The organism is Burkholderia sp. AU17457 (assembly GCF_002223255.1).
Classification (GTDB): Bacteria; Pseudomonadota; Gammaproteobacteria; order Burkholderiales; family Burkholderiaceae; genus Burkholderia; species Burkholderia sola.
In genome coordinates this window covers 831,230-858,119 of record NZ_NKFB01000008.1, presented here as the reverse complement: position 1 = coordinate 858,119, position 26,890 = coordinate 831,230, and the positions used below count along the sequence as shown (strand labels likewise).

Annotated in this window: 22 protein-coding genes; 13 read left to right on the top strand and 9 right to left on the bottom strand. The window is 67.8% G+C overall.

Translation table 11 applies throughout. From position 1 onward, the window contains the following. Nucleotides 1-8: 8 nt before the first annotated feature. Nucleotides 9-986 (top strand): type II secretion system F family protein, encoded by a 978-nt coding sequence (locus CFB49_RS33815; RefSeq protein WP_069619957.1) that lies wholly within the window; start codon nucleotides 9-11, stop codon nucleotides 984-986. 36 nt (nucleotides 987-1,022) lie between these two features. Beyond that, complete coding sequence (locus CFB49_RS33810; RefSeq protein WP_089493554.1) at nucleotides 1,023-1,997, top strand: type II secretion system F family protein; 975 nt, start codon at nucleotides 1,023-1,025, stop codon at nucleotides 1,995-1,997. Nucleotides 1,998-2,263: 266 nt separating this feature from the next. Here the strand turns inward: CFB49_RS33810 and CFB49_RS33805 are convergent, their stop codons facing one another. From CFB49_RS33805 to CFB49_RS33785, 5 genes are all read right to left on the bottom strand, one after another. Continuing rightward, the gene (locus tag CFB49_RS33805) at nucleotides 2,264-3,220 is read right to left on the bottom strand and encodes a SphA family protein (protein ID WP_089493748.1); all 957 of its coding nucleotides are present in this window, start codon (nucleotides 3,218-3,220) and stop codon (nucleotides 2,264-2,266) included. A 37-nt stretch (nucleotides 3,221-3,257) separates the two neighbouring features. Next, the gene (locus CFB49_RS33800; RefSeq protein WP_069619960.1) at nucleotides 3,258-3,785 is read right to left on the bottom strand and encodes a flavin reductase family protein; all 528 of its coding nucleotides are present in this window, start codon (nucleotides 3,783-3,785) and stop codon (nucleotides 3,258-3,260) included. 5 nt (nucleotides 3,786-3,790) lie between these two features. Next, nucleotides 3,791-5,029, bottom strand: a complete 1,239-nt coding sequence (locus CFB49_RS33795; protein WP_089493553.1) for a styrene monooxygenase/indole monooxygenase family protein — start codon at nucleotides 5,027-5,029, stop codon at nucleotides 3,791-3,793. 64 nt (nucleotides 5,030-5,093) lie between these two features. After that, complete coding sequence (locus tag CFB49_RS33790; protein ID WP_050015314.1) at nucleotides 5,094-5,882, bottom strand: SDR family oxidoreductase; 789 nt, start codon at nucleotides 5,880-5,882, stop codon at nucleotides 5,094-5,096. A 40-nt stretch (nucleotides 5,883-5,922) separates the two neighbouring features. Next, the gene (locus CFB49_RS33785) at nucleotides 5,923-7,170 is read right to left on the bottom strand and encodes a dienelactone hydrolase family protein (protein ID WP_089493747.1); all 1,248 of its coding nucleotides are present in this window, start codon (nucleotides 7,168-7,170) and stop codon (nucleotides 5,923-5,925) included. 350 nt (nucleotides 7,171-7,520) lie between these two features. On the opposite strand from CFB49_RS33785, the gene CFB49_RS33780 reads away from it, so the two are divergent. Continuing rightward, nucleotides 7,521-8,546: an AraC family transcriptional regulator gene (locus CFB49_RS33780; RefSeq protein ID WP_089493552.1), complete on the top strand. Its 1,026-nt coding sequence runs from the start codon at nucleotides 7,521-7,523 to the stop codon at nucleotides 8,544-8,546. Between the two features lie 128 nt (nucleotides 8,547-8,674). Continuing rightward, entirely contained in the window at nucleotides 8,675-9,205 is a 531-nt protein-coding gene (locus CFB49_RS33775; protein ID WP_069619965.1) for a GNAT family N-acetyltransferase, read from the top strand. A gap of 24 nt (nucleotides 9,206-9,229) precedes the next feature. Here the strand turns inward: CFB49_RS33775 and gcvA are convergent, their stop codons facing one another. Continuing rightward, nucleotides 9,230-10,108 (bottom strand): transcriptional regulator GcvA, encoded by an 879-nt coding sequence (gene gcvA, locus CFB49_RS33770; RefSeq protein ID WP_069619966.1) that lies wholly within the window; start codon nucleotides 10,106-10,108, stop codon nucleotides 9,230-9,232. Nucleotides 10,109-10,235: 127 nt separating this feature from the next. Here gcvA and argH point away from each other — a divergent pair, with 127 nt between their 5' ends. From argH to CFB49_RS33735, 7 genes are all read left to right on the top strand, one after another. Next, nucleotides 10,236-11,669 (top strand): argininosuccinate lyase, encoded by a 1,434-nt coding sequence (gene argH / locus CFB49_RS33765; protein ID WP_069619967.1) that lies wholly within the window; start codon nucleotides 10,236-10,238, stop codon nucleotides 11,667-11,669. Continuing rightward, nucleotides 11,663-12,556, top strand: a complete 894-nt coding sequence (locus tag CFB49_RS33760; RefSeq protein WP_069619968.1) for an amino acid ABC transporter permease — start codon at nucleotides 11,663-11,665, stop codon at nucleotides 12,554-12,556. Before argH ends, CFB49_RS33760 begins: the two co-directional genes overlap by 7 nt. 41 nt (nucleotides 12,557-12,597) lie before the next feature. Beyond that, nucleotides 12,598-13,365: an amino acid ABC transporter ATP-binding protein gene (locus CFB49_RS33755; protein WP_069619969.1), complete on the top strand. Its 768-nt coding sequence runs from the start codon at nucleotides 12,598-12,600 to the stop codon at nucleotides 13,363-13,365. Nucleotides 13,366-13,457: 92 nt separating this feature from the next. Further along, entirely contained in the window at nucleotides 13,458-14,291 is an 834-nt protein-coding gene (locus tag CFB49_RS33750; protein WP_089437950.1) for an ABC transporter substrate-binding protein, read from the top strand. A gap of 7 nt (nucleotides 14,292-14,298) precedes the next feature. Next, on the top strand, nucleotides 14,299-15,171 hold the full coding sequence (locus tag CFB49_RS33745) for a polysaccharide deacetylase family protein (RefSeq protein WP_089437949.1): 873 nt from the start codon (nucleotides 14,299-14,301) through the stop codon (nucleotides 15,169-15,171). After that, nucleotides 15,168-16,076 carry a polysaccharide deacetylase family protein gene (locus tag CFB49_RS33740; protein WP_256979939.1) on the top strand — a complete coding sequence of 303 codons (909 nt, stop codon included), beginning with the start codon at nucleotides 15,168-15,170 and terminating at the stop codon, nucleotides 16,074-16,076. The genes CFB49_RS33745 and CFB49_RS33740 overlap by 4 nt, the downstream gene beginning before the upstream one ends. Then, the gene (locus CFB49_RS33735) at nucleotides 16,073-17,455 is read left to right on the top strand and encodes an MmgE/PrpD family protein (RefSeq protein WP_089493550.1); all 1,383 of its coding nucleotides are present in this window, start codon (nucleotides 16,073-16,075) and stop codon (nucleotides 17,453-17,455) included. Before CFB49_RS33740 ends, CFB49_RS33735 begins: the two co-directional genes overlap by 4 nt. Nucleotides 17,456-17,533: 78 nt before the next feature. Here CFB49_RS33735 and CFB49_RS36580 read toward each other — a convergent pair whose 3' ends face one another. After that, complete coding sequence (locus CFB49_RS36580; protein ID WP_006397039.1) at nucleotides 17,534-17,704, bottom strand: hypothetical protein; 171 nt, start codon at nucleotides 17,702-17,704, stop codon at nucleotides 17,534-17,536. Between the two features lie 172 nt (nucleotides 17,705-17,876). Next, a complete protein-coding gene (locus CFB49_RS33730; protein ID WP_089493549.1) occupies nucleotides 17,877-18,788 on the bottom strand; it encodes a DUF72 domain-containing protein in 912 nt (303 codons plus the stop codon). A 277-nt stretch (nucleotides 18,789-19,065) separates the two neighbouring features. Here CFB49_RS33730 and CFB49_RS33725 point away from each other — a divergent pair, with 277 nt between their 5' ends. Then, nucleotides 19,066-21,240 (top strand): TonB-dependent siderophore receptor, encoded by a 2,175-nt coding sequence (locus CFB49_RS33725; RefSeq protein ID WP_089493548.1) that lies wholly within the window; start codon nucleotides 19,066-19,068, stop codon nucleotides 21,238-21,240. A gap of 22 nt (nucleotides 21,241-21,262) precedes the next feature. Here the strand turns inward: CFB49_RS33725 and CFB49_RS33720 are convergent, their stop codons facing one another. After that, complete coding sequence (locus tag CFB49_RS33720) at nucleotides 21,263-22,078, bottom strand: response regulator transcription factor (protein WP_089493547.1); 816 nt, start codon at nucleotides 22,076-22,078, stop codon at nucleotides 21,263-21,265. A gap of 1,132 nt (nucleotides 22,079-23,210) precedes the next feature. Here CFB49_RS33720 and CFB49_RS33710 point away from each other — a divergent pair. Then, entirely contained in the window at nucleotides 23,211-26,804 is a 3,594-nt protein-coding gene (locus CFB49_RS33710) for a YadA family autotransporter adhesin (RefSeq protein WP_089493546.1), read from the top strand. Nucleotides 26,805-26,890: the final 86 nt, after the last annotated feature.

Here is a 26,890-nt window from a genome sequence, read left to right as displayed (position 1 = left end):
AGAGGCTCATGAATGCGATCTTTTACGGTTTTGTGATTCTTACCTTCGTCGCGGTCGTGCTGTCGATCGAAGGCATCTATCAATGGTGGAACGCGCGGCACGGCGCCGCCGCGCGCCGGATCGAATCGCGCATTCGCGCGATGTCGGCCGGCGGTAACGTGCAGCAGGAGCGGCTGTCGATCCTGAAGAAACGCATGCTCGACGAGTCGAAGCCGTTCGACCGGCTGCTGCTGCGCCTGCCGCGCGTGCATGCGCTCGATCTCGTGATCCAGCAGTCGGGCCTCGACTGGACGCTGCCGAAGCTGATCACGCTCAGCGCGACGTTCGCGGCGCTCACGTGGTTCGCGGCGAGTTTCGCGCGGGCGCCGCAGCTCGCCGCGGTGCCGATCGCGCTGTTCGTGGGGTGGGGGCCGATGATGTACGTGTTGCGCCGCCGCGCCCGGCGGATGCGCAAGCTCGAACGGCAGCTGCCGGAGATCTGCGACATGATCGCGCGCGCGCTGCGCTCCGGTCATTCGTTCACGAGCACGCTGGGGATGGTCGGCGACGAGTTTTCCGAACCGATGGGCGGCGAGTTCCGCGTCACGTTCGACGAGGTCAACTACGGCGTGTCGCTGCACGACGCGCTGATGAACCTCGCGACGCGCGTGCCGGTGCAGGACCTGCGCTACTTCGTGATCGCGGTGCTGATCCAGCGCGAGACGGGCGGCAACCTGGCCGAGCTGCTCGACAGCATCGCAGGGCTGATCCGCGAGCGCTTCAAGCTGTTCGACAAGGTGCGCGTGCTGTCGGCGGAAGGGCGGCTGTCGGCGTGGATTCTCGGGCTTTTGCCGTTCGGCACCGCGGCGGTGATGGCGCTGCTGAACCGCGAATTCCTGTCGGTGCTCTGGGAGGATCCGGCCGGGATCCGGATGGTCGGCACGATGCTGGTGTCGATGCTGTTCGGCCTGTTCTGGATCCGCCGAATCGTGCGCATTCGCGTCTGACGCGCGAGCCGAATAACGAACCGTTGCGAGGTTGTCATGCAAAACCTGAGCGTGGTCCAGGCCGTGATGCTGGGCGGCTTGTTCATCTTCGTGGCCGGCGGCGTGCTCGTCGCGATGCTGCTGTTCGCGCCGCGTGGGATCCAGCGCCGGCTGCAGCAGGCCGGCGGGACCGGGGCGGGCGCCGTCGCCGGTCCGGGCGACGCCGACGACACGGCGTCGCGCTGGGTCGCGAAGCTGGTCGAGCTGTCCACCCCGATCTCGAAGCTGTCGGTGCCGAAGGAGGGTTGGGAGAATTCGCCGCTGCGCATCCGGCTGATGAATGCCGGCTGGCGTAACCAGAGCGCGGCCGCGCTGTATTTCACCGCGAAGACGGTGCTCGCGCTCGGTCTGCCGTGCGCGGCGCTGCTGGCGCTGATCACGACGTCGCTCGGCGACGAGCGCGCGCTGCTGTCGCTGATCCTCGTGGCGCTCGCCGGCATCGGCTACTACATCCCGAACATCGTGCTGTCGCAGCGGGTCAAGGTGCGCCAGCAGAAGATCTTCGAGGATTTCCCGGACGCGCTCGACCTGCTGACGGTGTGCGTCGAGGCGGGGCTCGGGCTCGACGCGGCGCTGATGAAGGTGAGCGAGGAGCTGCGGTTTCGCAGCGAGGTGGTCGCGAGCGAACTCGATCTGCTGCTGCTCGAGATGCGCTCCGGCTTCACGAAGGAGACGGCGCTGCGCAACCTCGCATTGCGCACCGGCGTGGAGGATATCGAATCGTTCTGCGCGATGCTGATCCAGGCGGACCGGTTCGGCACGAGCATCGGCGAATCGCTGCGCGTGCTGTCGGACATGCTGCGCACGCGGCGCCGGATGCGCGCGGAGGAACGCGCGGCGAAGATCGCGCTGAAGCTGCTGTTTCCGCTGATCTTCTGCATCTTCCCCGCGCTGATGATGGTGCTGCTCGGCCCGGCGATGATTCACGTCTATCGCGTGCTGCTGCCCACGTTCGTCGGCGTCGCGCCGTGAGCGGCGCGCGGACGCGGCTTCGCGTGCATCGATTCAGACTCGACGTGCCGGCCCCGGGGCGATTCGGCGGCCGGCGCGGCAACAGGCTTCATGGAGGCTCCCTCCCCAGGTGGCGCCGCGAGACAGGTCGACCATAGCGGCGTCAATGCATCCTGGACCCATGGTCGATCATGGAACGAGCCGTAGTCCACCGCCTTCACGGCTGCCCCCTGCGGCTAACCCTCGAAGCGGCGTGCGCCGGATCGGGACGGCCGGCGCGCCGTGCGTCACCGAAAGTGATGCACGTAGCGCAGCACCATCCGCGTCCCTTGTGCCCGGTTGCGCGCATGGGTTTCGAAATACGTGTTGAACAACAGGTGATCGTGCGGCGAGAAGCTGACCATCGCCCCCGGCCCGATCGCGAACACGGCTTCCCGCGTGCCCGGCACGTCCTGGCCGTTGACCTTCATGTCGGTGGTCTGGCGCAGCCAGTAGCCGTTGAGCCCCAGCCGCAGGCCGGGCCGCACTTCGTACTCGGTCGCGAAGTTCACGTGGACCGCCTGGCCGGCCTGCGTCGACGCCACGTCCGGGCCGAGTGCCGTGGCCGGCTGATGGTTGGTCGCGTTCCACAGATAGTGCAGCCGCCACGATACGGTCCATTTCGGCGTGAGCCACAGCGTCGCGGCCCAGTACGGATCGAACGACCAGAAATGGCTGCCCGGATTGATCGCGCGCGACGGATCGTACGCGCCGGTCGGCACGATGAACTGGAATTCGACGCGCTGCGCGAAGCGTGGGCCCTGCGCGCCCATCACCGGCTCGAACTGGACGAATGGGCCAATCAGCAGATCGCCGAAGCCGGCGCGCGCGTTCAGCGCGACGTTGCCGATGCCGTCGTCGGTCCGCGCGGACGCGATCCACGGCAGGATCACGTCGAGGCCCGGATGCATGCCCGCGAACGTCAGCGGCGACTGGTAGACGAGCTGGCTCAAGCCCGCGAACAGGTCGATGTCCTGCTTCGGCAACCCGACCTTGTTGCCCGCATTGTCGTTGACGCGGCCGGCCGTGTAGTACTGCAGGTACTGCGTGCCGTACCAGCCGGCGCCGGCCGGCGGCATGCCGTCGAGGAAACTGGTCATGCCGAGGTTGACCGCAGGCAGGTCGGCCGCATGGGCCGGCGCATGGCCGGCGAGGCCGGCGATCGTGAGGCCCGCGGCGACGAGCAGGCGAGAGCCGAATTTCATGTTCACCACCTCCTGAAGTTTTACTTGTATGTACTAATCAAATAGTGCGTGAAAGATCGGGATGATCGGCGATCGCACGATACTGGCCGGCATGGAACACGAGCGGCGCCTTGCCGAATGTGTCGAACTGCTCGATCTCGCCGATGAAGAGCAGGTGGTCGCCGCCTTCGTAATGGCCGACGTTGCGGCAGACGAAGCGCGCGCTCGCGCCGTCGAGGCACGGCACGCCGCCGCTGCCCGAATCCGCGTGCGGCACGCCGTCGAACTTGTCGGCGCTGGGCGTCGCGAAGCGGCGCGACAGGTCGATCTGGTCGTGCGCGAGGATGTTGATCGCGAAGTGGGTCGCCGCGACGAAATCCGGGCGGCTCGGCGCGAGCTTGCGCAGGCTCCACAGCACGAGCGGCGGGTCGAGCGACAGCGACGAGAACGAATTTGCGGTGAGGCCCACCTTGCGCCCGTCGGCCGCGCACGTGGTGATCACGGTGACGCCGGTCGGGAACTGCCCGAACGCGGCGCGCAACTGCATCGGGTCGAGGGCCGTACGTTCGGTAACGATGGTTTCCATGACGATTACTCCACACGCACGCTGTGTTCGCGGATCAGCGCCGCGCACGCCGACGGCTCGAACCACCACGGCGCGAACCGGCGCGGATCGTCGAAACCGTCGACGATCGTCTTCGCGAGCGACGGCAACTGGCCGGCCGCGCCGAGCAGTTCGAGGATGTGCGGCGGCGGCGGGGTGAGCAGCGAGTTGGTCCAGCGCACGACATGCTGCGCATACGCCCAGTAGCGTTCGAACGTCTGGTGCATCCAGTCTTCGCCGAACGGTGCGGCGTCGTGCGCGACGATCGCATCGAAATACGCGCTCGCGCATTTCGCGGCGTTGTTCGAACCCTGGCCGGTGATCGGATCGTTGACCACCACCGCATCGGCCATCCCGAACACGGTGCGGCCGGACGGCAGCCGGAAGAACGGCTTGCGCACGGTCGGCGCGAAGCGCCCGGCCAGCGTGCCGTTCGGATCGGTGAGCGCGACGTCGCGACAGCGCTCGAACTCCCACGGTACGTACTGCTGCAGGAACGACAGGCTGCGGTCCAGATGCTGCTCGGGCGTCTTCACGTCGGCCCAGCAGTCGAGCGGGCCCCCCGGGATGCCTTCGAACACCATGATTTCGCACGGGCCGGTGGTGGTCAACGCGGGAAACACGAAGTACTCGCCGATGCCCGGCAGCAGGTTGAAGCGCACGCGCGAATACGGCTCGCTCGGCGTCATCCCTTTCACGTAGGTCAGCGCCAGCGCGCGCTGCGGGCGATCGAACGGGCTGCGTGCCTCGTCGCGGCCGAGCAGGTTCACGATGTCGCCCTTGCCGGCCGCGAGCAGCACGAGGTCGTGGCTGCGCGCGAGTTCCTCGAGTTCGGGCACGCCGACGTCGCCGATGCGTACGTCCGCGCCGCGGCGGCGCACGCCGTCGAGCCAGTCGGCCATCTTCACGCGCTGGTCGACCGACTGCGCGTAGCGGGTCAGCCGCGACGACCAGTCGATCGCCTTGCGGCCGTGGCCGTCCGGGTGCGGCACCGCGATGCCGATGCCTTCGATGGACGGGCACGCTTCCTCCCACGTATTCAGGCCGAGATCGCGCTCGATCTGCAACGACGTGTGGAACATGCACTGGCTCGACATGACCTTGCCCGAGCGGATCTGCTCCGCGTCGCGGTTGGTCGCGAGCGTGACGTGGTAGCCCTGGCCGAGCAGGGCGAAGGCGAGTTGCAGGCCGGACTGGCCGGCGCCGACGATAGCGATGCGTCTCATGGGAGTGTCCTTGGTTGGCCGCGTGACGGCCGGAATGATCGAGGGAAACAGTGCGGCAGCGCGGTCACTCCGCGAGCCGCGGAATCGCCGGCACCGCCTGTTCGGGGCCCATCGCGGCGTAGCCGCCGTCCACCGCGTAGTCGGCGCCCGTCACGAAGCTCGCCGCGTCGCTGCACAGGAACGTGACGACCTGCGCGACTTCCGACGGATCGCCGACGCGGCCAAGCAGATGAAACGGCGCGGCGACGCGATCGGTCTTCGCGCGGTCGCCGTGCGTCAGCTCGTCCATCACGCGCGACCAGGTCCACCCGGGCGACACCGAGTTGACGCGAATCCGGTCGGGCGCGAGATCCATCGCCATGCTGCGCGTGAGCTGGCGGATCGCGGCCTTGGAGGTCGGATACAGCCAGCGGCCGGTTTGCGCGCACTGCGCGGAGATCGAGCTGAAGTTCACGATCGCGCCGCCGCCGCGCCGGGCCATGTGCGGATGCACGGCTTTCGCGAGCATCGCCGCCGACACGACGTTGACGTCCATCGCCGCGAGCCAGTCATTGCGGGTCGCGTGGATGCCGTTGTCGACATAGCTGCACGCGAGGTTGACGAGCACGTCGATCGCGCCGAACCGTTCGACGATCGTCGCGATCGCACGCTCGATCGCGCGGTCGTCGGTGATGTCGAGTGCGATGAACAGCGCCCGTTCGCCGAGCGATGCGGCCACGCGTGCGCCGTTGTCCGCATCGAGATCGAGGATCGCGACGCACGCACCGGCGCGGCTCAGGTCCTGCGCGACCGCGGCGCCGATCAGCGTGGCGCCGCCGGTGACGAGCGCGACTTTGCCAGCAAGGGCATTCATGGGGTGTCTCCGTGAATCATGGGGTGAGGGTGGGGCCGCGTCAGCGCGCACCTGTGGACGATGCACTGTCGCGCCAGCGGCGCATCAGGCCGTTCGACGGCACGGTGACGTCGAGCAGCTTGCGGGCCGTGTCGACGCCCGCGACCGGCAGGCCGGACGGGTCGAGCAGCCCGATCTGCACGAGCACGCTCGCCTGATCCCAGTAGATGTGCTCGTGATAGAGCTTGTCGCCGCGAAACTTGACGATCGCGACGAGCGGAATCTCGACGCGCTTGCCGGTCGGCGCGACGCCCGGCAGCATCCAGTCGATCTCGGTGGTATGCGTGAAGCAGAACAGCAGCTCGTCGACGATCTGGCTCGCGCCGATCGTGCGCGAGATCGGCGTGATCGTCGTGTCGGGCGGGTTCGCATGCACGAAGTGATGCGTGTAGAAGCGCTTGAGCTCGTCGTGGCCGACGCCGCCCGTCAGCGTCGGAATATGGTTGACGTACGGCTCGGCGACCATCGTGGCCATCGTTGCGTCGACGTTGCGCGTGTCGAACTCGTGCTTCAGATGCGTTTCCCACAGCGCGGACAGGTCGTAGTGCGGGCCGAGCGCGGCGCGGAACGCGGCGATCGCGCGCTGGTGGGCCATGACCGCGGCGGCTTGGTCGTAATGATCGCCACCGGCGCGGGCGAACGCGTGGTCGACGCCGGGGTAGACGTAGACTTCGACGCCGTCGCGGCCGGACAGCGTATCCGCGATGCGCTGCTGCGCGTCGGGCGGGCAGAAGCGGTCCTGCGCCGCGATCTGCAGCACGAGCCGCCCATGCAGGTGCGCGGCTTCGTCCAGCGCATGCTCGATGCCCACGCCGTAGTAACTGACCGCCGCGGCCGCGCCCGGCAGCCGGCACGCGGCGAGGTACGCGAGCTTGCCGCCGAGGCAGTAGCCGAGCACGCCGGCCTTGCCCGTGCATTCCGGCCGCTGGCGGAGCGCGTCCAGCGCGGCGCCGACGTCCTCGACACCCTTGTTTTCGTCGAATTGTCGATAAAGGGCCATCGCGCGCTCGAAATCGGCCGCCGCATACCCGAGCTCGATGCCCGGCGACTGGCGCCAGAACAGGTCCGGCACGAGCACCGTATAGCCTTCCTCGGCGTAGTAGTCGGCCACGTCCCGCATCGTCGCGTTCGCGCCGAAGATCTCGTGACAGAGCACGATGCCCGGCCCGGTGCCGCCGGCCGGCGTGCTCAGGTACGCGCGGAACGCGCCGCCGTCCGGCGATGGAATCTCGATGTGACGTCCGTTCATGTGTCCCTCCGTGCGGTTGGTTTCGGTGACGGCCCAGTATTGGCCGCCGAAAAGCACGCTTCTATCCGCTTTCTTCGGCCGGTATCCGCGAATTCCGGAAACCTGCGGCAGCGGCCGCCGCGGGCCGGCGTGCCGCGGCCGACCGCGGGTATGTGCGGATGCGGACAGCCCGCACAGTTTTCTACGATGCGCGAACGGTCCGCTTCTTGCATGGCTTGCGCGGGACTTGCGTGTTTCGCAGGACGGACTATCCGGATACTCCGGGCGCTGTCCGGATCGTGCGACGCCTTCCCCGATATCGGGAATGCATGCACGGCGCGAGTGCGATCGAGCACGACGGGAGAACTTCGATGGCGCAATTTTCCGAAACCGGCTGGCTGGCCGACGCCGCCTGTTTCAATCACGACACGCTGCTGCTGCAGTCGAACGACGTCGACGAGGTGCGCGCGCGCGTCGCTGACGTGTTCAAGCCGCACCGGCTCACGCCGACCGGCGAATCGCGTGCGCTGCACAGCTGCATGTATCATGCGCGCTGGGGCAACCTGTCGTTGAACCTGCTCGATTACGGCGGCGAGGTGTCGATCGAACCGGGGCCGCTCGAACATTTCTATCTGTTGCAGATTCCGCTGCGCGGCGACGCAGACATCGAATGCGGCGCGACGCGCTTCGTGTCGTCGCCCGACACGGCGTCGCTGCTGTCGCCCACGCTGCCGCTCCGGATGCGATGGGGCGAAGCGTGTCCGCAAGTCATCCTGCGCATCGAGCGCGACGTGATGGAACGCCACGCGCAGCGGCATTTCGGCGACGACCGGCGCATGCCCGTGGAATTCGAACCGGAATTCAGCCTGTCGTCGCCGCAGGGCGCCTGTCTCGCGCAGATGCTGCCGGTGCTCGCCGGCGCGATCGCGACGGACGCGCATCCGCTGCGTCATCCGCTCGCGTTCGAGCAGCTCGAATCGACGTTGCTGAACCTGCTGCTGTACGGCCACCCGAACACCGCGCGCAACGGCACCCGTTCCGCGCCGGCACCGCTCGCGCCGTTCTACGTGCGACGTGTCGAGGAATACGTCCGCGCGCATCTCGACGAGCCGCTGACGATCGAACGGCTCGCCGATCTCGCCGGCGTCAGCCCGAGCACGCTGTTCGCCGGCTTCCGCAATCGCCACGGGATCACACCGATGGGCTTCGTACGGCAGTTGCGTCTGCAACATGTGCGCGACGAACTGCTGGCCGACGACACGCCAGGGCTCGCGTCGGTCACCGACGTGGCGCTGAAATGGGGCTTCGCGCACCTTGGGCGGTTCGCGATCGAGTACAAGCGGGCGTTCGGCGAATCGCCGTCGGCGACGCTCAGGATGCGCCGCGGGCGGGGGTAAAAGACGCCGCGACGGATTGATCGCTGGATCGCGCGGCCGCGAAGGTCGTTCGACAGCGTTGCACGGATCGTCCACAATCCGTCGTGCACATCGCGCCCGTCGGCGCGATGCCTCCGGGAGCGTCCTCAATGACTGGCCTATCCATCCGGTCCGCAACGATCGGCGATGCGCAGGCGATCGCCGATTTTCATGTCAAGGTCTGGCGGCATACCTACCGGGATCTCGCGCCGGCCGAAGCGCACGCCGTTCTCGACGAACACTATCGCCACAAGCAATGGAATGAAAAGCTGTCGTCGAACGACGGGAACCGGCTTGTGCTGGTGGCGGAGATCGACGGCAGGATCGTCGGCATCGGCGCCGCCGGCGCACCGTCCGATCCGATATTCAACGGCCGTGGCGAGATCAAGTTCCTGTATGTCGATCCCGGATTCAAGCGTCGCGGCATCGGCCGCCAGCTGCTCGCCCGGCTCGCGACGCATCTGGGCCGATTGCGATATCGAGGCGCCGCGTTGAGCGTCGTCGACGGCAACGACGCGGCGATTGCGTTCTATGCGGCGCTGCACGGCCGGCCCGCCGGCGAATACATCGATCCGGGGCCGGTCTGGCGATCCCGCAACATCGTCATCGTGTGGGACGACCTCGCGAGCCTCGGTGCGTGAGCACGCCGCGCGCGGCGACGCGCATCACGCGAGGCGTGCCCGCAGCCACGACGTGAACGCGGTCACGAGCGGCGACTCGGCCAGTTCATGACGCGTGACGAGATAGTATGCGTGGCGTGACGGCACCGTGGCGCTGAACGGCCGCACGAGCGTGCCGTCGATCAGGTCGTCGCGCACCGACAGGCTGTCGCCGAGCGCGACGCCTTGCCCGTGTACCGCGGCTTCGACGCCGATGTGCGCGTTGCCGATTTCGAGAATGCGGATGCCCGGCAGCTTGTCGGCGTTCGCTTGCGCCAGCCACCGCGTCCACGAGCCCGCATGCTCGCAGAACAGCGTCCGCCCCGCGAGATCCTGCACCTTGCGGATCGCATCGGGCCCGTTCATCAACGCCGGGCTCACGACCGGGAACAGCGCCGGATGCGCGAGCAGCTCGACGCGCCGGTTGCGCCAGTTGCCTTCCCCGTAGCGAATGCAGACGTCGACGTCCGCCGAATAGGTTTCGCGATCGTCGTTCGACGGAATCACTTTCAGATGGATACCCGGATAACGCTCCAGAAAATCGCCGATGTGCCGGGCGAGCCAGCGCGACGTCAGCGACAGCGGCGTCGACACGACGAGATCGCCGGCGGCGGCCGGCGAATCGAGCCTGACGGTGGCGTTCGCGATCATGTCGAACGCGGTACCGACCGGTTCCAGCAGCGCCTCGCCTTCGGGCGTGAGCTTCACGCGGGCCTTTGATCGGACGAATAGCGCGATGCCGAGCGTGTTTTCGAGAATGCGGATCTGGTGGCTGACCGCGCTCGCGGTCACGTGCAGCTCGTCGGCGGCGGCCGACACGCTGCCGCACCGGGCGGCGGCTTCGAATGCGCGAAGCGGGTTGAGCGGGGGCAGGCGGTTGCGCATCGGCGGGGCGCGTCGCGGGCGACGATACTGAGAAAAATTTCATTAAAACGGATTCAATTTCTCGCTACAACAAAAAAAATTGAATGCCTACAGTAGGGCTAATCCAACCGAGTCGAGGTCGACCGCAATGAGCCTTACCGAACCGATCGAACGCCTGTGGGGCGGCCGCTTCCAGTCGGAGCCGTCCGACGCGCTGCAGAATCTGTCCCGCTCGGATCCGAGTTTCTTCCGTCTCGTGCCGTACGATCTGGCAGGCTCCCGGGCCCATGCGCGCGAACTGAACCGCGCGGGTATCCTGAACGACGACGACCTCGCGCAACTGCTGGACGCGATGGACGGCATCGCGCGCGACTATGCGGCCGGCGCGATCGCGCCATCGCTCGCCGACGAGGACGTGCACACGTTCCTCGAGCGCGTGCTCACGCAGCGGCTGCCGGCGCTCGGCGGCAAGCTGCGCGCCGGGCGCTCGCGCAACGACCAGGCGGCGAACGACCTGCGCCTGTACCTGCGCGACAAGGCGCGCCAGCTCGTGCGCGGCGTGCTCGACCTGCAGGATGCGCTGATCGGCCAGGCGAGCCGGCACGTCGACACGGTGACGGCCGGATTCACCCACCTGCAGCCCGCGCAGCCGATCGTGTTCGGCCATCAATTGCTCGCCCACGCGCAGTCGCTGTATCGCGACGCCGATCGCCTGGTCGACTGGGACCGTCGCACCGCGCGTTCGCCGCTCGGCGCGGCCGCGCTCGCGGGCTCGGCGATCTGCGTGCGGCCCGAGCTGTCGGCGCGGGAGCTGGGTTACGACGCGCCGTGCGAGAACTCGATCGACGCGGTGGCCGCGCGCGACCACGTCGCCGAATTCGTGTTCGTCACGAGCATGCTCGCCGTGAACCTGTCTCGCCTGTCGGAAGAAGTGATCCTGTGGACGTCGCGACAATTCCGCTGGGTGGAACTCGACGACGGCTACGCGACCGGCAGCTCGATCATGCCGCAGAAGAAGAATCCGGACATCGCGGAACTCACGCGTGGCAAGGCGGGGCGCCTGATCGGCAACCTGACGGGGCTGCTCGCGACGCTGAAGTCGCTGCCGCTCGCGTACAACCGCGATCTCGCGGAAGACAAGATCGCCGCGTTCGATTCGATCGACACGCTCGAACTCGTGCTGCCGGCGATGGCGGGGATGATCCGCACGATGCGCGTGAACGTCGACGAGATGCGCCGCCAGGCACCCCTCGGCTTCACGCTCGCCACCGAGGTCGCCGACTGGCTCGCGCTGACGGGCGTGCCGTTCAGCGAGGCGCACGAGATCACCGGCACGCTCGTGCGCGCGTGCGAGCGGGACGGCATCGAGCTGGCCGACGCGAGCGCCGAACAGTTGCAGGCCGTCGACACGCGCCTCGCACCGGCGGTACGCGCGCATCTGACGCTCGACGCGGCCGTCGCCGCACGCGGCGGCGCGGGCGGCACCTCGCCTGCACGGGTGCGAGAACAGATCGAGCGCCTGAGCGAGGCAATCGGGCGCCAGGTCGCGTGGGCAGCCGATTACCGGGGGCCGTCATGCTGAGCGCATCCGATTCTCGTCGCCTCGACGGCGCACCGGCGGCGGCCGACGCGGCTGCGGACGACACGGCCGCGCTCGTGCGCGTACGCCGGCGCTACTGGGGCCGCTACGTCGCATCGGTCGCGATCGTTGCCGCGCTCGCCTATATCGCCGCCGCGTTCGCGCGCGGACAGATCGAGTGGCGTGTCGTCGGCCAGTTCCTGACCGCGCGGTCGATCCTGACGGGGCTCGCCAACACGATCGTGATGACCGTCCTCGCGATGACGCTCGGTGTCGTGCTCGGGGTCGTCACCGCGGTGATGCGGCTGTCGTCGAACCCGGTGCTCGGGGCGATCGCGCAGGGCTACATCTGGCTGTTCCGCGGCACGCCGGTGATTCTGCAGTTGCTGCTGTGGTTCAACCTGGCGCTGGTGTTTCCGACGCTCGGCATTCCGGGCATCGCCGAATACCGGACCGTCGACGTGATGACGCCGTTCCTCGCGGCGGTGCTCGGACTCGGCATCAATCAAGGCGCGTACACGTCGGAAGTCGTGCGGGCGGGGCTGCTGTCGGTCGACGTCGGTCAGTACGAGGCGGCGAAATCGATCGGCATGCCGCGCCTGCAGGCGCTGCGCCGGATCATCCTGCCGCAGGCGATGCGCGTGATCGTGCCGCCGATCGGCAACGAACTGATCGGCATGGTCAAGCTGACGTCGCTCGCGAGCGTCGTGCAGTACGCGGAGATGCTGCACAACGCGCAGAACATCTACTACGCGAATGCCCGCGTGATCGAGTTGCTGATCGTCGCCGGCATCTGGTATCTCGCCGTCGTCACCGTGCTGTCGCTGGCGCAGGCCCGCGTCGAACGGCGCTTCGCACGCGGCGCGGGGCGCGCGGCGGGCCGCAAATGAACCTCACGACCCTCACGACCCTTACCCATCGGGAGAACGTCATGCCGAATGCAGTCGTTCGCGCGGTCGACGTGCGCAAATCCTACGGCGATTTCCAGGCGCTGCACGGCATCACGCTCGACGTCGAACAGGGCGAAGTGCTGTGCATCATCGGGCCGTCGGGTTCGGGCAAAAGCACGTTCCTGCGCTGCATCAACCAGCTCGAGACGATCAGCGCGGGCGCGCTGTGGGTCAACGGCGAACTGGCTGGCTATCGCCGCGCCGGCAACCGGCTCCACGAGTTGTCCGAGCGCCAGGTAGCGCGCCAGCGGCTGGCGACGAGCATGGTGTTCCAGCGCTTCAACCTGTTTCCGCACAAGACCGCGCTCGAAAACGTGATCGAGGGGCCCGTGCAGGTGCTCAAGCGCCGCCGTGCGCAAGCGGAGGAGGAGGCGCGCGCGCTGCTTGCCCGCGTCGGGCTCGCTCACAAATGCGACGCGTTTCCGGTCGAGCTGTCGGGCGGCCAGCAGCAGCGCGTCGCGATCGCGCGAGCGCTCGCGATGCATCCGCAGCTGATCCTGTTCGACGAACCGACGTCGGCGCTCGATCCCGAACTCGTCGGCGAAGTGCTGGCCGTGATGCGCGATCTCGCGAAGAGCGGGATGACGATGATCGTCGTCACGCACGAGCTCGGCTTCGCGCGCGAGGTGGCCGACCGCATCGTGTTCATGGACGGCGGCCGGATCGTCGAAAGCGGGCCGCCGGACCAGGTGCTGTCCGCACCGACACATGCGCGCACGCGCGACTTCATTTCGGCCGTGATTGCATGAGCGGGCCGGGTCCGTTGCGCAGGGCCCGAACGACCGCGCCGCCGATACGAGCGGCGCAGCCCACCATTACTCCACCAAGAAGGCGACATCCCATGAAAGCATCCGTCCTGACCCGCACGCTGGCCGCCGTCGCATTCGGCGCGCTCGTGCTTCATGCACCGTACGCCACCGCACAGGCCGCGAGCGCGAAACGCACGCTGAACGTCGCGATCGTGCCGAACTATCCGCCGTTCGAATACAAGGATCCGGCGACAGACAAGCTCGCGGGCTTCGACGTCGATCTCGGCGAGGCGCTTGCCGCGAAGATGGGCGCGAAACTCAACTGGGTCGAGACGAGCTTCGACCAGATGATGAGCGCGGTCGCGACGCAACGCGTGGACATGATCCTGTCCGGGATGACCGACCTGCCGACGCGCCGCGATGCGGTGACGTTCGTCGACTACATCGAGACGGGCCCGCAGTTCTACGTGCTGAAGGCACGCGCCGGCGAGTTCGCGCAGATGAGCGCACTGTGCGGCAAGCGCGTCGGGTCGAGCCGGCGCACGTCGTTCCCGGACAATACGACCGCGTGGAGCGCGGAGAACTGTGTGAAGGCCGGCAAGCCGGCGATCGTCGTGGTGGGCACCGACGGCTCGTCGGATGCGCGGATGCAGCTGCGCCAGAACCGCATCGACGCGGCGGTGCAGGGCGGCGAGACGCTGCCGTACCAGAACAGCCTCGAGCAGAACGCGTATGCGCCGGTCGGCAAGCCGTTCCTGTCGCAATACACGGGCATTGGCGTCGCGAAGAGCAACACGGCGCTGAGCAGCGCGCTGACGACCGCGCTCGACCAGCTGATCGCGGACGGCTCGTACCGGAAGCTGCTCGCGAAATGGGGGCTGCAGGAACACGCGGTGGCGAAGGCGATGATCAACGGCACCCGCTGAGCGCGCGATGACGGACCAGGCGCCCCGCTGGCCCGACGCGAAGCGCGCATGCGTCGCGCTCGCGTTCGATCTCGACGGCCCGACCGGCGACGCGATGCTGAACGGGTCGATCTGGCGCAACCCCGCGTATTTCACGCTCGGCAGCTACGGGCCGTGGCGCGCGCTCGGCCGGCTGCTCGACATGCTCGCGTCCTTCGCGCTGCCCGCGACGTTTTTCGTGCCCGCCTGGGTCGCGCGAACATGGCCCGCGCAATGCGCGGCGATCGTCGAGCGCGGCCACGAGATCGGCTATCACGGCTACCGGCACGAAGCGTTCTGGACGCTCGAACCCGATCGGCAGCGCGAGATCATGGCGCAATCGGCCGATATCTTCGCGCGCACGCTCGGCGTGCGGCCGGTCGGGTTCCGCACGCCGTCCGGCGACTGGAGCGCCGCGACGGTGGCCGTATTGCGCGAAGCGGGCGTGCGCTATTCGAGCTCGATGCGCGGCGACGACCGGCCGTACCTGCTGCACGGCGAGAACGGCGAGCCGCCGCTCGTCGAGATTCCCGGTCGCTGGGAAACCGACGACTACGCGTCGCTCGCGTATCACCGCAATCCCGACTACCCGGCCGGACTCGACCGGATCGCGGGCTACGGCGCGACGCTCGACAACTGGACGCGCGAATTCGACGGCGTATATCGTGAAGGGCTGTGCCTGACGACGCTTCTTCATCCAAAGGTATGCGGCAAACCGGGACGCATCGCGCTGCTGGAGGCCTGGCTCGACCACATGTGCGCGCAGGACGGCGTATGGTTCGCGCGTTGCCGCGATGTCGCCGACTGGTGGCTCGCACAGGCCGCGCGGGATGCTGCGCCCACGCAACGGAGCGGTACGTGACCCACCTTCCTGCATGGCCGGGCGGCGCGCGATATGCGGTCGCGATCACGGTCGACTTCAACGACGTTCATGGCATCCAGACGCGCGAACCGCGTATCGTCGGCCGCGAGAAATCGCTGTCGGTCTGGCGTTACGGCGCGAAGCGCGGTGTCGACCGGCTGCTTGCGGCGTTCGATGCGTTCGGCGTGCCGACGAGCTGGTTCGTGCCCGGCGCCGTCGCCGACACGCATCGCGGCACGGTATGCGAGATTGCCGCAGCCGGCCACGAACTCGGCGTGAGCGGTTATCGCTGTGAAGATTTCGATGCGTTGCCGCTTGCCGCGCAGGTCGACGCGTGCCGCGCGGGGCGTGCGGCGCTCGCGGATGTGACCGGTCGCGACGCGCACGGCTTTCGCTCGTTCACCGGCAACTGGGCCGACGGCTTCGCCGACTTTCTCGTCGCGGACGGTTTCACGTGGTCGTCGTCCTGGCGCGGCGACGATCTGCCTTACGTGCATCCGCGTAGCGGCGGCGACGCGAACGGCGCACGGCTCGTCGAACTGCCGCTGCACTACGAACTCGAGGACGAACCGTATTTCGAGTTCAACCTGTCGCCGCCCGTGCCGGCAGGCCAGCCGCGCATCGCCGCGTATCGCGACGTGCTCGACAACTGGCGGCGCGACGTCGACGGGTTCAGGCGTTTCGGGCTGTGCTGCGTGTTGCGCCTGCATCCCGAGATCATCGGCACGGCCGGGCGAATCGATCTGCTGCGCGCGTTGCTCGCGCACCTGCGCGGCACCGGCGATGCGTGGATCGCGACGGGGCACGACATCGCGCGCTGGTGGCGTGCGCAGGCACCCGTCAACGCCCCGGGCCATCCGGTCGACGTGTTCGCACGCTGCGTGGCGGAGGAGGCGGCACGATGACGACGGACACGCACGCGCGCGCGACGCGGCTCGCGGCATTCGTTGCGCGGACTTCCGCCGATGCATTACCGGACGACGTCGTCGCGAAAGCCAAGCGCCATGTCCTGGACACGTTCGGTGCCGCGCTGGCGGGCACGTCGGCCGTCGAGACGCGCAGCGCCCGCGCGCTGACCGGCGCCGTTGGACGCGGTGCGTCGCTATGGGGCACGCGACGGCGTGCGAGTGCGCGCGACGCGGCGTTCGTCAACGGCATTGCCGCGCACGCGCTCGAGCTCGACGATTCCGGCGGCTGCGATCATTCGGGCGCGGTCGTGCTGCCCGCCGTGCTGGCCGCGCTGTCGTGCGCCAGTCAACCCGTCGCGGGCCGGGAATGCGTGCTGGCAATCGCGCTCGGTTACGACGTCGGTCGGCGCGTGCTCGAGGCGGCGGGCGGCTACTCGGCCCATAACGGCGCGGGCTGGCATTCGACGCTCAGTTGCGGCGTGTTCGGCGCGGCCGCCGCGAGCGCGCGCGTGCTCGGGCTCGACGCCGTGCGCACGCGTCACGCATTGGGCCACGCGGCGAGCTTCGCCGGTGGCCTCTGGAGCTTCATTCACGACGGATCGCAAACCAAGCGGCTGCACGCCGGGCGGGCGGCCGAAGGCGGCGTGCTGGCGGCATTGCTTGCCCGGGAAGGCGTGAGCGGGCCCGCCCGCGTGTTCGACGACGTATGGGGCGGCTTCTTCAACACGTTCGCCGCGCCATCGCATGCGCCCGACGCGTTGACCGACGGCCTGGGCACGCACTGGAAGCTGATGCGCTGCTCGATCAAGCCGCACGCGTCGTGCCGCAGCGCGCATGCGGCGGTCGACGCGGCGCTGCAGCTCGCGGACGGCCGCACGTTCGCGGCGGGCGAGATCGAACGGGTGACGGTGCGTGCAAGCGCGTTCGTTGCGCGGATGTGCGGCGGTCGGGACCTGTCGACGCTGTCGTCCGCGCAGATGAGCCTGCCGTACGCGGTTGCGGCGGCGCTCGCGTTCGGCGACACCGGGATCGACGCTTATCGTGCGAACCGGCGCACCGACCCAAGCGCGACTGCGCTGCTCGCGCGCATCACGGTCGAAGTCGACCCGGCGCTCGGCGATCTCGACGAGCCGACCGTGATCCTGCAGCGCGCGGACGGGACGCGGGAATCGCGGCACGTTCCGATCGCCCTCGGCGATCCGCGCAATCCGCTGCCGGATGCGGCGCTGCTGGCGAAATATCGTGCGCTGGCAAGCACAGCGTTCGACGGTGCGCGCGTCGACGCGTTGAGCGACATGTGCCTGTCGCTGGACCGGCAGGCCGACGCGCGCGTGCTGAACGAGCGGCTCGCGGGCGATTCGGCACACCTCGATTGACGGTGCCGATGGGCTCCGGCGTACCGATCGCATCCGGGCGCACGCTGCTGTCGGCACGATCGCGGCATTCGCGCCGCGCTACGACCGGTCGCGATTTCGGGCGCGCGTCGCGCCGGTGATGACCGCGATGCCGAACAGGATGACGGCGACGATCTCGATGATGTGCTGCGAGACGTGCAGCGTCATCAAGCCCCAGGCGACGCCGCCGATGAAAATGATCCATCCGACCAGGTAGATAAGCAGGGTCATCGCTTTTTCTCCTTGCTGAATTGGCCCGTGGCGTCGGGTGCCGGTCGTGCAAAATTTACCGGGCGCGCCGTGAGCGCGATGAGGGCACTATCCGGGCGTGCAGGAGCATATTCCGGGCCTGGCCTTGCGATGCCGGACAGCATTCCCGATGGTCGCCGCTTGCGGAGCGTCTTCATTCGGGCGCCGCATCGTGCGCATGCAGCCCGAGCCGCGCCATGAGCCGCCCGGCATCGAACGGCGCCTGCGTTTTCGTGTCGTTGTCGAAATAGCAGTACACGTCGCGCGTCGCCGCACGCGGCGGTTTCAGCGCCGGTGCGGCGAGACGCGCATCATCGGGCTGCGCGCCCCGGCTCCACGCTTCGATTCTGCGCGCCCATCGTTCGATCGCCGCATCGGCGTATTCGCCCGAATACTTCGTTTCAGTGCCGTGCAGCCGGATATAGACGAACCGCGCGCTCAGATCCTCGAACTGCGGCCACGCCTCGGTCGAATCCGACACGACGAGCGCGACCTTGTGGCGGCGCAGCAGCTTCACGAACGCCGGATCCACGAAGCTGTCGTGCCGTACTTCCACCGCATGACGCAACGCGCGCTTGCGGTCGATCCGCAGATACGGCTCCCGGACCCGCGCATCGTGCCGTCGAGCGAGCGTGAGCGCGGCTTCCGTGTCGTGCGGGAGCAGGCTCAGGAAGCGTTCCATGTGAGCCGGATCGAACCGCAGCGACGGCGGGAATTGCCACAGCAGTGGGCCGAGCTTGTCCTTCAGTGCGAACAGCCCCTGAGCGAAAAAATTCGCGCACGCGGTCATGGCCGTTTCGTCGCGAAAGCGCAGCATGTGCGTCAGGTAACGCGAGCCTTTCACGCTGAACACGAACCCGGGCGGCGTGTCGGCGTACCAGCGCCGCCAGCTGTCAGGTGCTTGCAAGCTGTAGTGCGTGCCGTTGATTTCGATCGTCTGCATGTGGCCCGATGCATACCGCAGCTCGTTGGCCTGCTTCAGGTCGGGCGGGTAGAAGGTCCCCCGCCAGCCGGGGTAGCGCCAGCCCGAAATGCCGATGTGAATCCTGCCGGATGTGCGTGTCACGTCGATGCCCGGCCGCGCCGGTCCCTGATGCGGTCCGGGCGACGAGCAATCCGCGTGCCGCCGCCGTCGCCGATTTGATTTTTTAAAGACCGCGCCACGTTCGGCCGGTATGATCGCTGCGCTCGCGAACGACGCAATCGGCCGGTGCATCCCGACGATTCGTGCGTCACAGCCTTCGCCGGCACGGCAATCACGACACCACCGGACGGGCCCCGGCGACACGCGGTCCGCCGATCCGGCCGAACGGGCCAACCCAGCACGACGGAGTATCGACACGATGTGGACGGAGACAGGGGCGGGGCGGCGCGCGACAGTGATCGCGGCCGGCGGAGCGTTGTGCGTGGCCGCCGCGGGCGGCGCGTACGCGCAGGCATCGGCGCCGGGGGCGACAGCGGCCGTGCTGCCGGCCATCGACGTGCGAGGGCCGGCCGATGCGTCGTCGGTGGGGCTCGTCGGGCGGCGTACCGCCACCGGCACCAAGACCGACACGGCGATCGACGAGATTCCGCAAACGGTCAACCTCGTGACCGCGCAACAGATCGACATGACCGGCGCGACCGACCTGAACCAGGCGTTGCGCTACGTGCCGGGTTTCGCGACGTTCGGCGCCGACAGCCGCACCGACTGGTATGCGGCGCTGCGCGGCTTCACGCCGACGCTGTACGTCGACGGCCTGCCGGCGCCGGACACGGCCGTGATCGCGAACTGGCGCGTCGATCCGTACACGATCGATTCGATCGCGGTGCTGCGCGGGCCGACGTCGGTGCTGTACGGCGCGGGCGAGCCGGGCGCGATCGTCGACGCGCACACGAAGCTGGCCGATGGCGAGCGGGTACGCGAAGCCGCCGTGCAGATCGGCAACGATGCGCGCAAGCAAGCGATGCTCGACGTCGGCGACACGCTGGACCCCGATCGCAAGTATGCGTACCGTTTCGTCGGCGTCGCGCGCGACGGCAATGCGGTGACCGGCCCGAACGGCAACCGGCGTGTCGCGCTCGCGCCGTCGTTCCGGTGGCGGCCGAACGCCGACACGTCGCTGACGGTTTCCGCGACGTTCCTGCAGGACAGCGGCGACATCTCGTCGAACTTCCTGCCCGCATCGGGCACGGTGCTGCCGAACCCGAACGGCCGCCTGTCGCAGGATCTCTACATGGGCGACCCGTCGTTCAACGACTACCGCAAGAAGCAATGGTCGCTCGGCTACGCGCTGGAACACCGCGTGAACGCGATCTGGACGCTGCATCAGGACGTGCGCTGGTCGCACCTGTCGCTCGACGATGCGACGGTGTTCGGCAACGGCCTCGCGCCGCGCAGCACGACGAACATGATGCGTTTCGCGGGGCTGTTCCAGCTCAACTACAGCCGGCTCGACGTCGACAACCACGCGCAGGCGCGCTTCGGCGCGGGGCCGCTCGAACACACGCTGCTGTTCGGCGTGCAGTTCGACCGGCAGACGACGACCAACAGCGTGTACCTCGCGCTCGCGCCGTCGCTGGACCTGTACCACCCGGTTTATCGGCCGGTGACGGCCGCGATCTTCTCGGGGCCGACGTCGCTCGGCCACGTCGACCAGTACACGGCGATGAACGCGGTCGGCGTCTATGCGCAGGACCAGATCCGCTGGCGGCGCTGGACGCTGACGCTCGGCGGCCGCGAGGATGTCGTGAATGCGCGGTTCGACGACCGCACGGCCGGCACGCACGCTCAGCAGGACGTCAGTGCGTTCTCCGGGCGTGTCGGGCTCACCTATCGCGGCGACGCCGGTTTGTCGCCGTACGTCAGCTATTCGACGTCGTTCGATCCGGTCATCGGCGTGCGGATGTTCGGCGGCGGCCTGCCGAAGCCGACCCGCGGCGCGCAGACGGAGGCCGGGCTGCGCTGGGAGCCGGCCGGCCGCAACCTGATGCTGAACGCGGCCGTGTACCAGATCGACCAGACCCACGTCGTGACGCCGACGCCGGTCAATCTCGACCCGACCGGCACGACGTCGGTACAGACCGGCAAGGTGCGCTCGCGCGGCGTCGAGCTGAGCGCGGTGGGCAAGCTGACGCGCGAGCTGTCGATCGTCGCGTCGTATGCGTATCAGGACGTCAAGAACGTGCAGGCGAACGACGCGTCGCTGAACCACTGGCCGGTGTCGGTGCCGCTGCCACGGCAGATCGCGTCGATGTGGGCCGACTGGACCTGGCATACCGGCGCGCTGGCGGGCCTCGGCGTCGGCGGCGGCGTGCGCTACCAGAGCGCATCGGCGGGCGCGCCGGACAATTCGCTGACGGTGCCGAGCGCGACGCTTTACGACCTCGCGATCCATTACGACCTGCCGCACTGGCGTTTCGCGGTGAACGTCGCGAACCAGTTCGACCGGCGCTACGTGAGCGGCTGCCAGTCGTACGCGGTGTGCGTGTTCGGCAACGAGCGGACCGTGCTGGCCAGCGCGAAATACGACTGGTAGGCGGGAGCGCGTCGCATGCGGCCTACGCGCGGCGTTGCGGTTCCCGGGCCGCGGTGCGCGCGCCGGCATGGGCCTGGCGCCGCCATTCGGTCGGCGTGATGCCGAACCGTTCGCGAAAGGCGGTCGCGAAATTGGCCGGCGTGGAAAAGCCGATTTCCTTCGCGATGCTGGCGATGCTGAGCGACGTGGAATCCAGCAGATCCTGCGCGATCCGCAGCCGCTCGTAGCGCAGATACTCGAACACGGTCTGGCCGAGATTGTCGCGAAACGCGCGCGACAAGCGCTTTTCGTGCGTGCCGACCGCGCGCGCCAGTTCCTCCACCGTCGGCGGATCGTTCAGCGTGCGCGACAGGTGGCGGATGGCCGCGCGCACGATGATGTCGTCCTCCTTGCCGCCCGCGGGCGGGCGTTCCGCCTGCTCCGTCACGGCCGGCCGTTCGCGCTTCGTGCGCGACAACTGCACGCGAATCCGCGCGATCACCTCCGCCGGCTCGAACGGCTTCGCCACATAGTCGACGCCACCGATCTCGAGCCCCTCGAGCCGTTCGTGCAACGCGTCGGCCACGGTGAGGAAGATGACCGGGATCGCGCTCGTCAACGGATCGGCGGCCAGCAGGCGGCATGCGGTGAAGCCGTCCATGTGCGGCATGCGCACGTCCATCAGGATCAGGTCGGGCCTCAGCGCCTGCGCGCGCTGGCACGCTTGCGTGCCGTCGAATGCGATGCTGATCCGGCATCCCGTGCTGCGCAGGATCTCGATCAGCAAACGGAGCTGGTCGGGTTGATCGTCGACGATCAGGATATGCGCGTCGCTCAACGCGGAGATCGGTGAAGACATCGTGCACCTGTGATGAAAAGGCGGTTGGCTGCGTTTCCGCGGGTGGCCTGCCCGGTGCGGTGGAAACGTCGGAAGCCGCTCTGTGGCGACGCATCCATGGCATCGCACGCTCGCATCGATGCCGGGCAGCCCGGCGTCGCGTGGCATGCAACCGTTCGACGCATCGCACGGCGTGCGTCGTTTTAATGACGGAGCCGGTCGACACGCGACGGATTGCCGTGATCGCGTGGTGAACGATCGCGACTGCCGGAATCGATGCGAGCGGAATTGTAGGAGCATATTTCGAATCCGGCCAGACATGACGGCTCTATTCGCATCATTCAATCTTCGCGATTATCGAAAATGGCGGTTTGCAACAGGAACGTAAGGCGGCGATGTGCGTCAATACTCATGGTTTACACGTATATCCAGTGAGTATTCGCGCGGCCGGGCGGCTCCCTGATTGTTTTTTGAAGAAAAAATATTATTGCAATCCGCTTTGGCAAAGTATTTATCCGCTCGGTAAAAGATTTTGAATAACGGCGTTGGCGCGAAATCGTTTGCGTAATGGCTGTATTTTTCGTAAGCCATTGAATATTTGGAATTTTACAATCTATAAAGAATGCCGACTTTAATAATTCAGGCTCGTGTCTCATAATTCGTCCGAACTTTGAATGACGGGTGGAGCAGGGCAGCGAAAGCGCCGCAAGCGGTGACGGACGTTGCCCGACCCGGGGCCGGCGCATCAATTGATGGCTGTCCAGGCACGTGCTCGCTGCACCGAAATGAAACCCCGGTTGCCGGGGATGAAATAAAAGAAGCGTGGTGGGTCGCGGTCAACGCGACGGCGAATCGGGAATGGTCATGACGACGGGTTGAATCTCCGGATTCAGTCGGGGGAAAACTCGTCCATAAGAATCAATACGCATTCCTAATGTAATTGCAGAATTGACGGGACGGGACGTCAGGCCGACGACATGCCCGCGGCTTTCGAACGCCCTGCCGAAACGGGTGCTCGATGCGCGTCGTGTCGATATGGCCGGCCCGGTCGCGGAATCCGCTTCCGAAACGAAGTCGTAATCGAAGTCGAAGCTGTCAATAAAAGTAAGTAGTCCGTATTCAAACCAGACGCTACACAACGGAGCAGAAGACCATGAAGAGGAAGCAGATTTCGGCGCTCGCCGCCGCGATGTTCACCGGCGCGGGTGTGTTGATCGCCGGCGCCGCTCACGCGGACAACTTCGTCGACCGCGGCAACCCGGACAATGCGCTGAGCGGCCAGTGCATCGACGGCACCAACCCGCTATGCGTGGCGACCAAGAACGGCAGCTACGTGGCGGTCAGTACCACCAACGTGACGCAAGGAACCAATGCGAAGGCCGGCGCCAGCGGCATCGCGATCGGCGACCAGTCGAATGCGAGCAGCAAGGGCGGCAGCGGCAGCGGCGGCGCGATTGCGATCGGGGTCGGCTCGCAGGCGCTGGCGAATTCGGCTACCGCGATCGGCACGGTGGCGGTCGCGCAGGGCAACACGGCGCTGGCGATCGGCCGCCAGTCGGCAGCGGTCGGCGATTTCTCGATGGCGCTCGGTAACGTCGCGGACGCGCACGGCACGAGTTCGATCGCGCTCGGCCACTCGGCGCTCGCGAGCGGCGACCGCTCGGTCGCGATCGGCGGCGCGAACCCGACGTCGAGCGACGGCGTGTCGGCCGGCGCATCGTACGACGCGGCCACGCAGACGCGTGCTGGCGGCACCCAGTCGGTGGCGATCGGCGCCGGCGCGCAGACGAACGACAACAACCAGGTGGCGATCGGCTCGGGCAGCGTCGGCGCGAACAACGGCGGTACGCCGGTGTTCGGCGGCACGGCCGCGCCGGTCGGCGGCGCGGTGTCGTTCGGCGCGCTCGGCAGCGAACGCCAGCTCAAGAACGTCGCGGCGGGCGCGGCCGATACCGACGCGGTCAACGTCCAGCAGCTGAAGAACGTGAACAGTACGCTGAGCACGGGCATCGGCAACGTCGACGCGCGCGTGACGTCGGTCGGCAATTCGCTGTCGACCACGATCTCGAACGTCGACCAGCGCGTGACCAGCGTCGGCAACAGCTTGAGCACGAGCATCGTCACGGCGACGCAGAACGTCGTCAAATACACCGACGACTCGCATGCGGCGATCGCGCTCGACGGCGCGACCGGCACGACGATCGGCGGCGTGGCTGCCGGCGTCGCCGATACCGACGCGGTCAACGTCGGCCAGTTGAAGGGCAGCGTCGCGCCGTTGCAGACGTCCCTGTCGACGGCGGCATCGAACATCACGAACCTGCAGAACAGCGTGACCGGCATCAACGGATCGTTGAGCACGGCGGCATCGAACATCGCCGGCCTGCAGGCGGCCGATACGCGCAACGTCAAGTACGACGGCGCGAGCGGCTTCGATTCGGTGACGTTCGCCGGCCCCAACGGCACGGCGCTGCACAACGTCGCGGACGGCAAGGATCTGCACGACGCCGTGAACGTCGGCCAATTGACGGGCGGCCTTGCATCGCTGAGCACGAGCGTGACGAACAACCTCGGCACGGCGCTCGGCAACCTGAGCACGTCGATCACCAGCCAGATCGGCAACGCGACGAAGAACGCGGTGCAGTACGACGACGATGCGCACGGCGGCGTCACGCTCGGCGGCACCGGCGCCACGGCGCCGGTCGGCCTGCACAACGTCGCGGATGGCGTGGCGGCAGGCGATGCGGTGAACGTGGGCCAGCTCGGCAAGGTGACCGATACGCTCAACCAGTCGATCACGGCCGTCGGCAACCAGGTGACGACGAACACCGGCAACATCGCGGCGCTTCAGCAGGACGCGCTGCAGTGGAACCCGGGCCTCGGCGCGTACGATGCGAGCCACGGCGGCCACGGCCCGCAGTTGATCAGCAACGTCGCGGCCGGCAAAAGCGGCACGGACGCGGTCAACGTCGATCAGTTGACCGCGGCGATTCACGACGGGACAAGTCAGCTCGACGCGCTCGCCGTCAAATACGACGATGCGAGCAAGCAGCAGGTATCGCTCGGCGCGGGCAACGGCGGCAGCCCGGTGCGCGTGACCAACGTCGCGGAAGGCAACGTGGCGGCCGGCAGCACCGACGCGGTGAACGGCGCGCAACTGCGTCGCGCGACCGACGGCGCGGCGGCCGCGCTCGGCGGCGGTGCGACGGCGAACCCCGACGGCTCGATCGGCGCACCGAACTACAAGATCGGCGGCAGCGCGTTCAACAACGTCGGCGACGCGCTGACGAACCTCGACGGCCGTGTCGGCAGCAACACGACGACGCTCGCGAATCACGAAACGCGCCTCGGCAATGCCGAAACGAATATCGCGGGCAACACGGCGGCGATTGCCGGGCTGCAGCAGGATGCGCTGCAATTCGATCCGGCGCTCGGCGCGTTCAGTGCCGCGCGCGGCGGTGCGCCGACGAAGCTGACGAACGTGGCCGACGGCAACCTCGCCGCGGGCAGCACGGATGCGGTCAACGGCGGCCAGTTGTCGGGCGTGAAGACCGCGCTCGAACAGCAGATCACGAACGTGTCGAACCAGGCCGGCGAAGCGGTGAAGAACGTCGTCAAGTACGACGTCGACCCGAGCGGCAACCGGCTGAATTCGGTATCGCTCGTCGGCGGAGACGCCACGTCGGCGGTCGTGCTGAAGAACGTCGCGGCAGGCACCAGCGATACCGACGCGGTGAACGTGAAGCAGTTGAAGGACGTGCAGTCGAACCTGAACCAGCTTGGCGCGCTCGCGGTGCAGTACGACGACAGCTCGAAGAGCACGATCACGCTCGGCGGCGCGGGCGGCACGCGCATTACCAACGTGCAGGCCGGCACGCTCGGCGCGACCAGCACCGACGCGGTGAACGGCTCGCAGCTCTACGCGACCAACCAGCAGGTGTCGAAGAACACCACCGACATCTCGAACCTGCAAGGGAGCGTGACCAACATCGCGAACGGCAAGGCCGGCCTCGTGCAACAGCAGGACCCGAACGGCGCGATTACGGTCGGCAAGGACTCGGGCGGCACGAGCGTGAACTTCACCGGCACGGCGGGCGACCGCGTGCTGACCGGTGTCGCGGCGGGCGTGAACGCCAACGACGCGGTCAACATGGGCCAGTTCAACGCCGCGCTGCAGAACGTCGCGGCCAACGACAGGATCCGCGCGACCGCGACCGACGCGAACACCACGTGGATCGCGCGCGCCGATGCGGGTGCGATCGGGTCGACGGCGACCGCGACCGGCAAGAACGCGGTGGCGGTCGGCGCGGGCTCCGTCGCCGATCGCGACAATTCGTTCTCGGTCGGCGCGAAGGGCAGCGAGCGTCAGGTCACGAACGTCGCGGCCGGCACGGCGCCGACCGACGCGGTGAACGTGCAGCAGCTGAACGACAACCTCGCGACGGCGTCGACGCAGGCGAAGGGCTATACCGACCAGCGCATCGGGCAGGTGTACAACGCGTTCAACGACCTGAAGAAGGACATGTACGGCGGCGTCGCGTCGGCGATGGCGGTGGCCGGCTTGCCGCAGCCGACCGGCGCGGGGCGCTCGATGGTGTCGGCGGCGACGTCGAACTATCACGGCCAGCAGGGCTTCGCGGCCGGCTACTCGTACGTGACGGAGAGCAACCGCTGGGTCGTCAAGGCATCGGTGACGGGCAACACGCGGTCGGACTTCGGCGCGGTGGTTGGCGCGGGTTATCAGTTCTGATGCAGGCCGCGTCGCGTTGAGCGATGCGCGGTGCCGGGCAATGGATGCACAGCCCGGCGCCCGCTGTCGATCGAAGGCCCGGGGTT

Bases quoted from the DNA above. Each gene is read 5' to 3' on its own strand.
- CFB49_RS33815 (WP_069619957.1), top strand. From the start codon at position 9: ATGAATGCGATCTTTTACGGTTTTGTGATTCTTACCTTCGTCGCGGTC.
- CFB49_RS33810 (WP_089493554.1), top strand. From the start codon at position 1,023: ATGCAAAACCTGAGCGTGGTCCAGGCCGTGATGCTGGGCGGCTTGTTC.
- CFB49_RS33805 (WP_089493748.1), bottom strand. From the start codon at position 3,220: ATGAAATTCGGCTCTCGCCTGCTCGTCGCCGCGGGCCTCACGATCGCC.
- CFB49_RS33800 (WP_069619960.1), bottom strand. From the start codon at position 3,785: ATGGAAACCATCGTTACCGAACGTACGGCCCTCGACCCGATGCAGTTG.
- CFB49_RS33795 (WP_089493553.1), bottom strand. From the start codon at position 5,029: ATGAGACGCATCGCTATCGTCGGCGCCGGCCAGTCCGGCCTGCAACTC.
- CFB49_RS33790 (WP_050015314.1), bottom strand. From the start codon at position 5,882: ATGAATGCCCTTGCTGGCAAAGTCGCGCTCGTCACCGGCGGCGCCACG.
- CFB49_RS33785 (WP_089493747.1), bottom strand. From the start codon at position 7,170: ATGAACGGACGTCACATCGAGATTCCATCGCCGGACGGCGGCGCGTTC.
- CFB49_RS33780 (WP_089493552.1), top strand. From the start codon at position 7,521: ATGGCGCAATTTTCCGAAACCGGCTGGCTGGCCGACGCCGCCTGTTTC.
- CFB49_RS33775 (WP_069619965.1), top strand. From the start codon at position 8,675: ATGACTGGCCTATCCATCCGGTCCGCAACGATCGGCGATGCGCAGGCG.
- gcvA (WP_069619966.1), bottom strand. From the start codon at position 10,108: ATGCGCAACCGCCTGCCCCCGCTCAACCCGCTTCGCGCATTCGAAGCC.
- argH (WP_069619967.1), top strand. From the start codon at position 10,236: ATGAGCCTTACCGAACCGATCGAACGCCTGTGGGGCGGCCGCTTCCAG.
- CFB49_RS33760 (WP_069619968.1), top strand. From the start codon at position 11,663: ATGCTGAGCGCATCCGATTCTCGTCGCCTCGACGGCGCACCGGCGGCG.
- CFB49_RS33755 (WP_069619969.1), top strand. From the start codon at position 12,598: ATGCCGAATGCAGTCGTTCGCGCGGTCGACGTGCGCAAATCCTACGGC.
- CFB49_RS33750 (WP_089437950.1), top strand. From the start codon at position 13,458: ATGAAAGCATCCGTCCTGACCCGCACGCTGGCCGCCGTCGCATTCGGC.
- CFB49_RS33745 (WP_089437949.1), top strand. From the start codon at position 14,299: ATGACGGACCAGGCGCCCCGCTGGCCCGACGCGAAGCGCGCATGCGTC.
- CFB49_RS33735 (WP_089493550.1), top strand. From the start codon at position 16,073: ATGACGACGGACACGCACGCGCGCGCGACGCGGCTCGCGGCATTCGTT.
- CFB49_RS36580 (WP_006397039.1), bottom strand. From the start codon at position 17,704: ATGACCCTGCTTATCTACCTGGTCGGATGGATCATTTTCATCGGCGGC.
- CFB49_RS33725 (WP_089493548.1), top strand. From the start codon at position 19,066: ATGTGGACGGAGACAGGGGCGGGGCGGCGCGCGACAGTGATCGCGGCC.
- CFB49_RS33720 (WP_089493547.1), bottom strand. From the start codon at position 22,078: ATGTCTTCACCGATCTCCGCGTTGAGCGACGCGCATATCCTGATCGTC.
- CFB49_RS33710 (WP_089493546.1), top strand. From the start codon at position 23,211: ATGAAGAGGAAGCAGATTTCGGCGCTCGCCGCCGCGATGTTCACCGGC.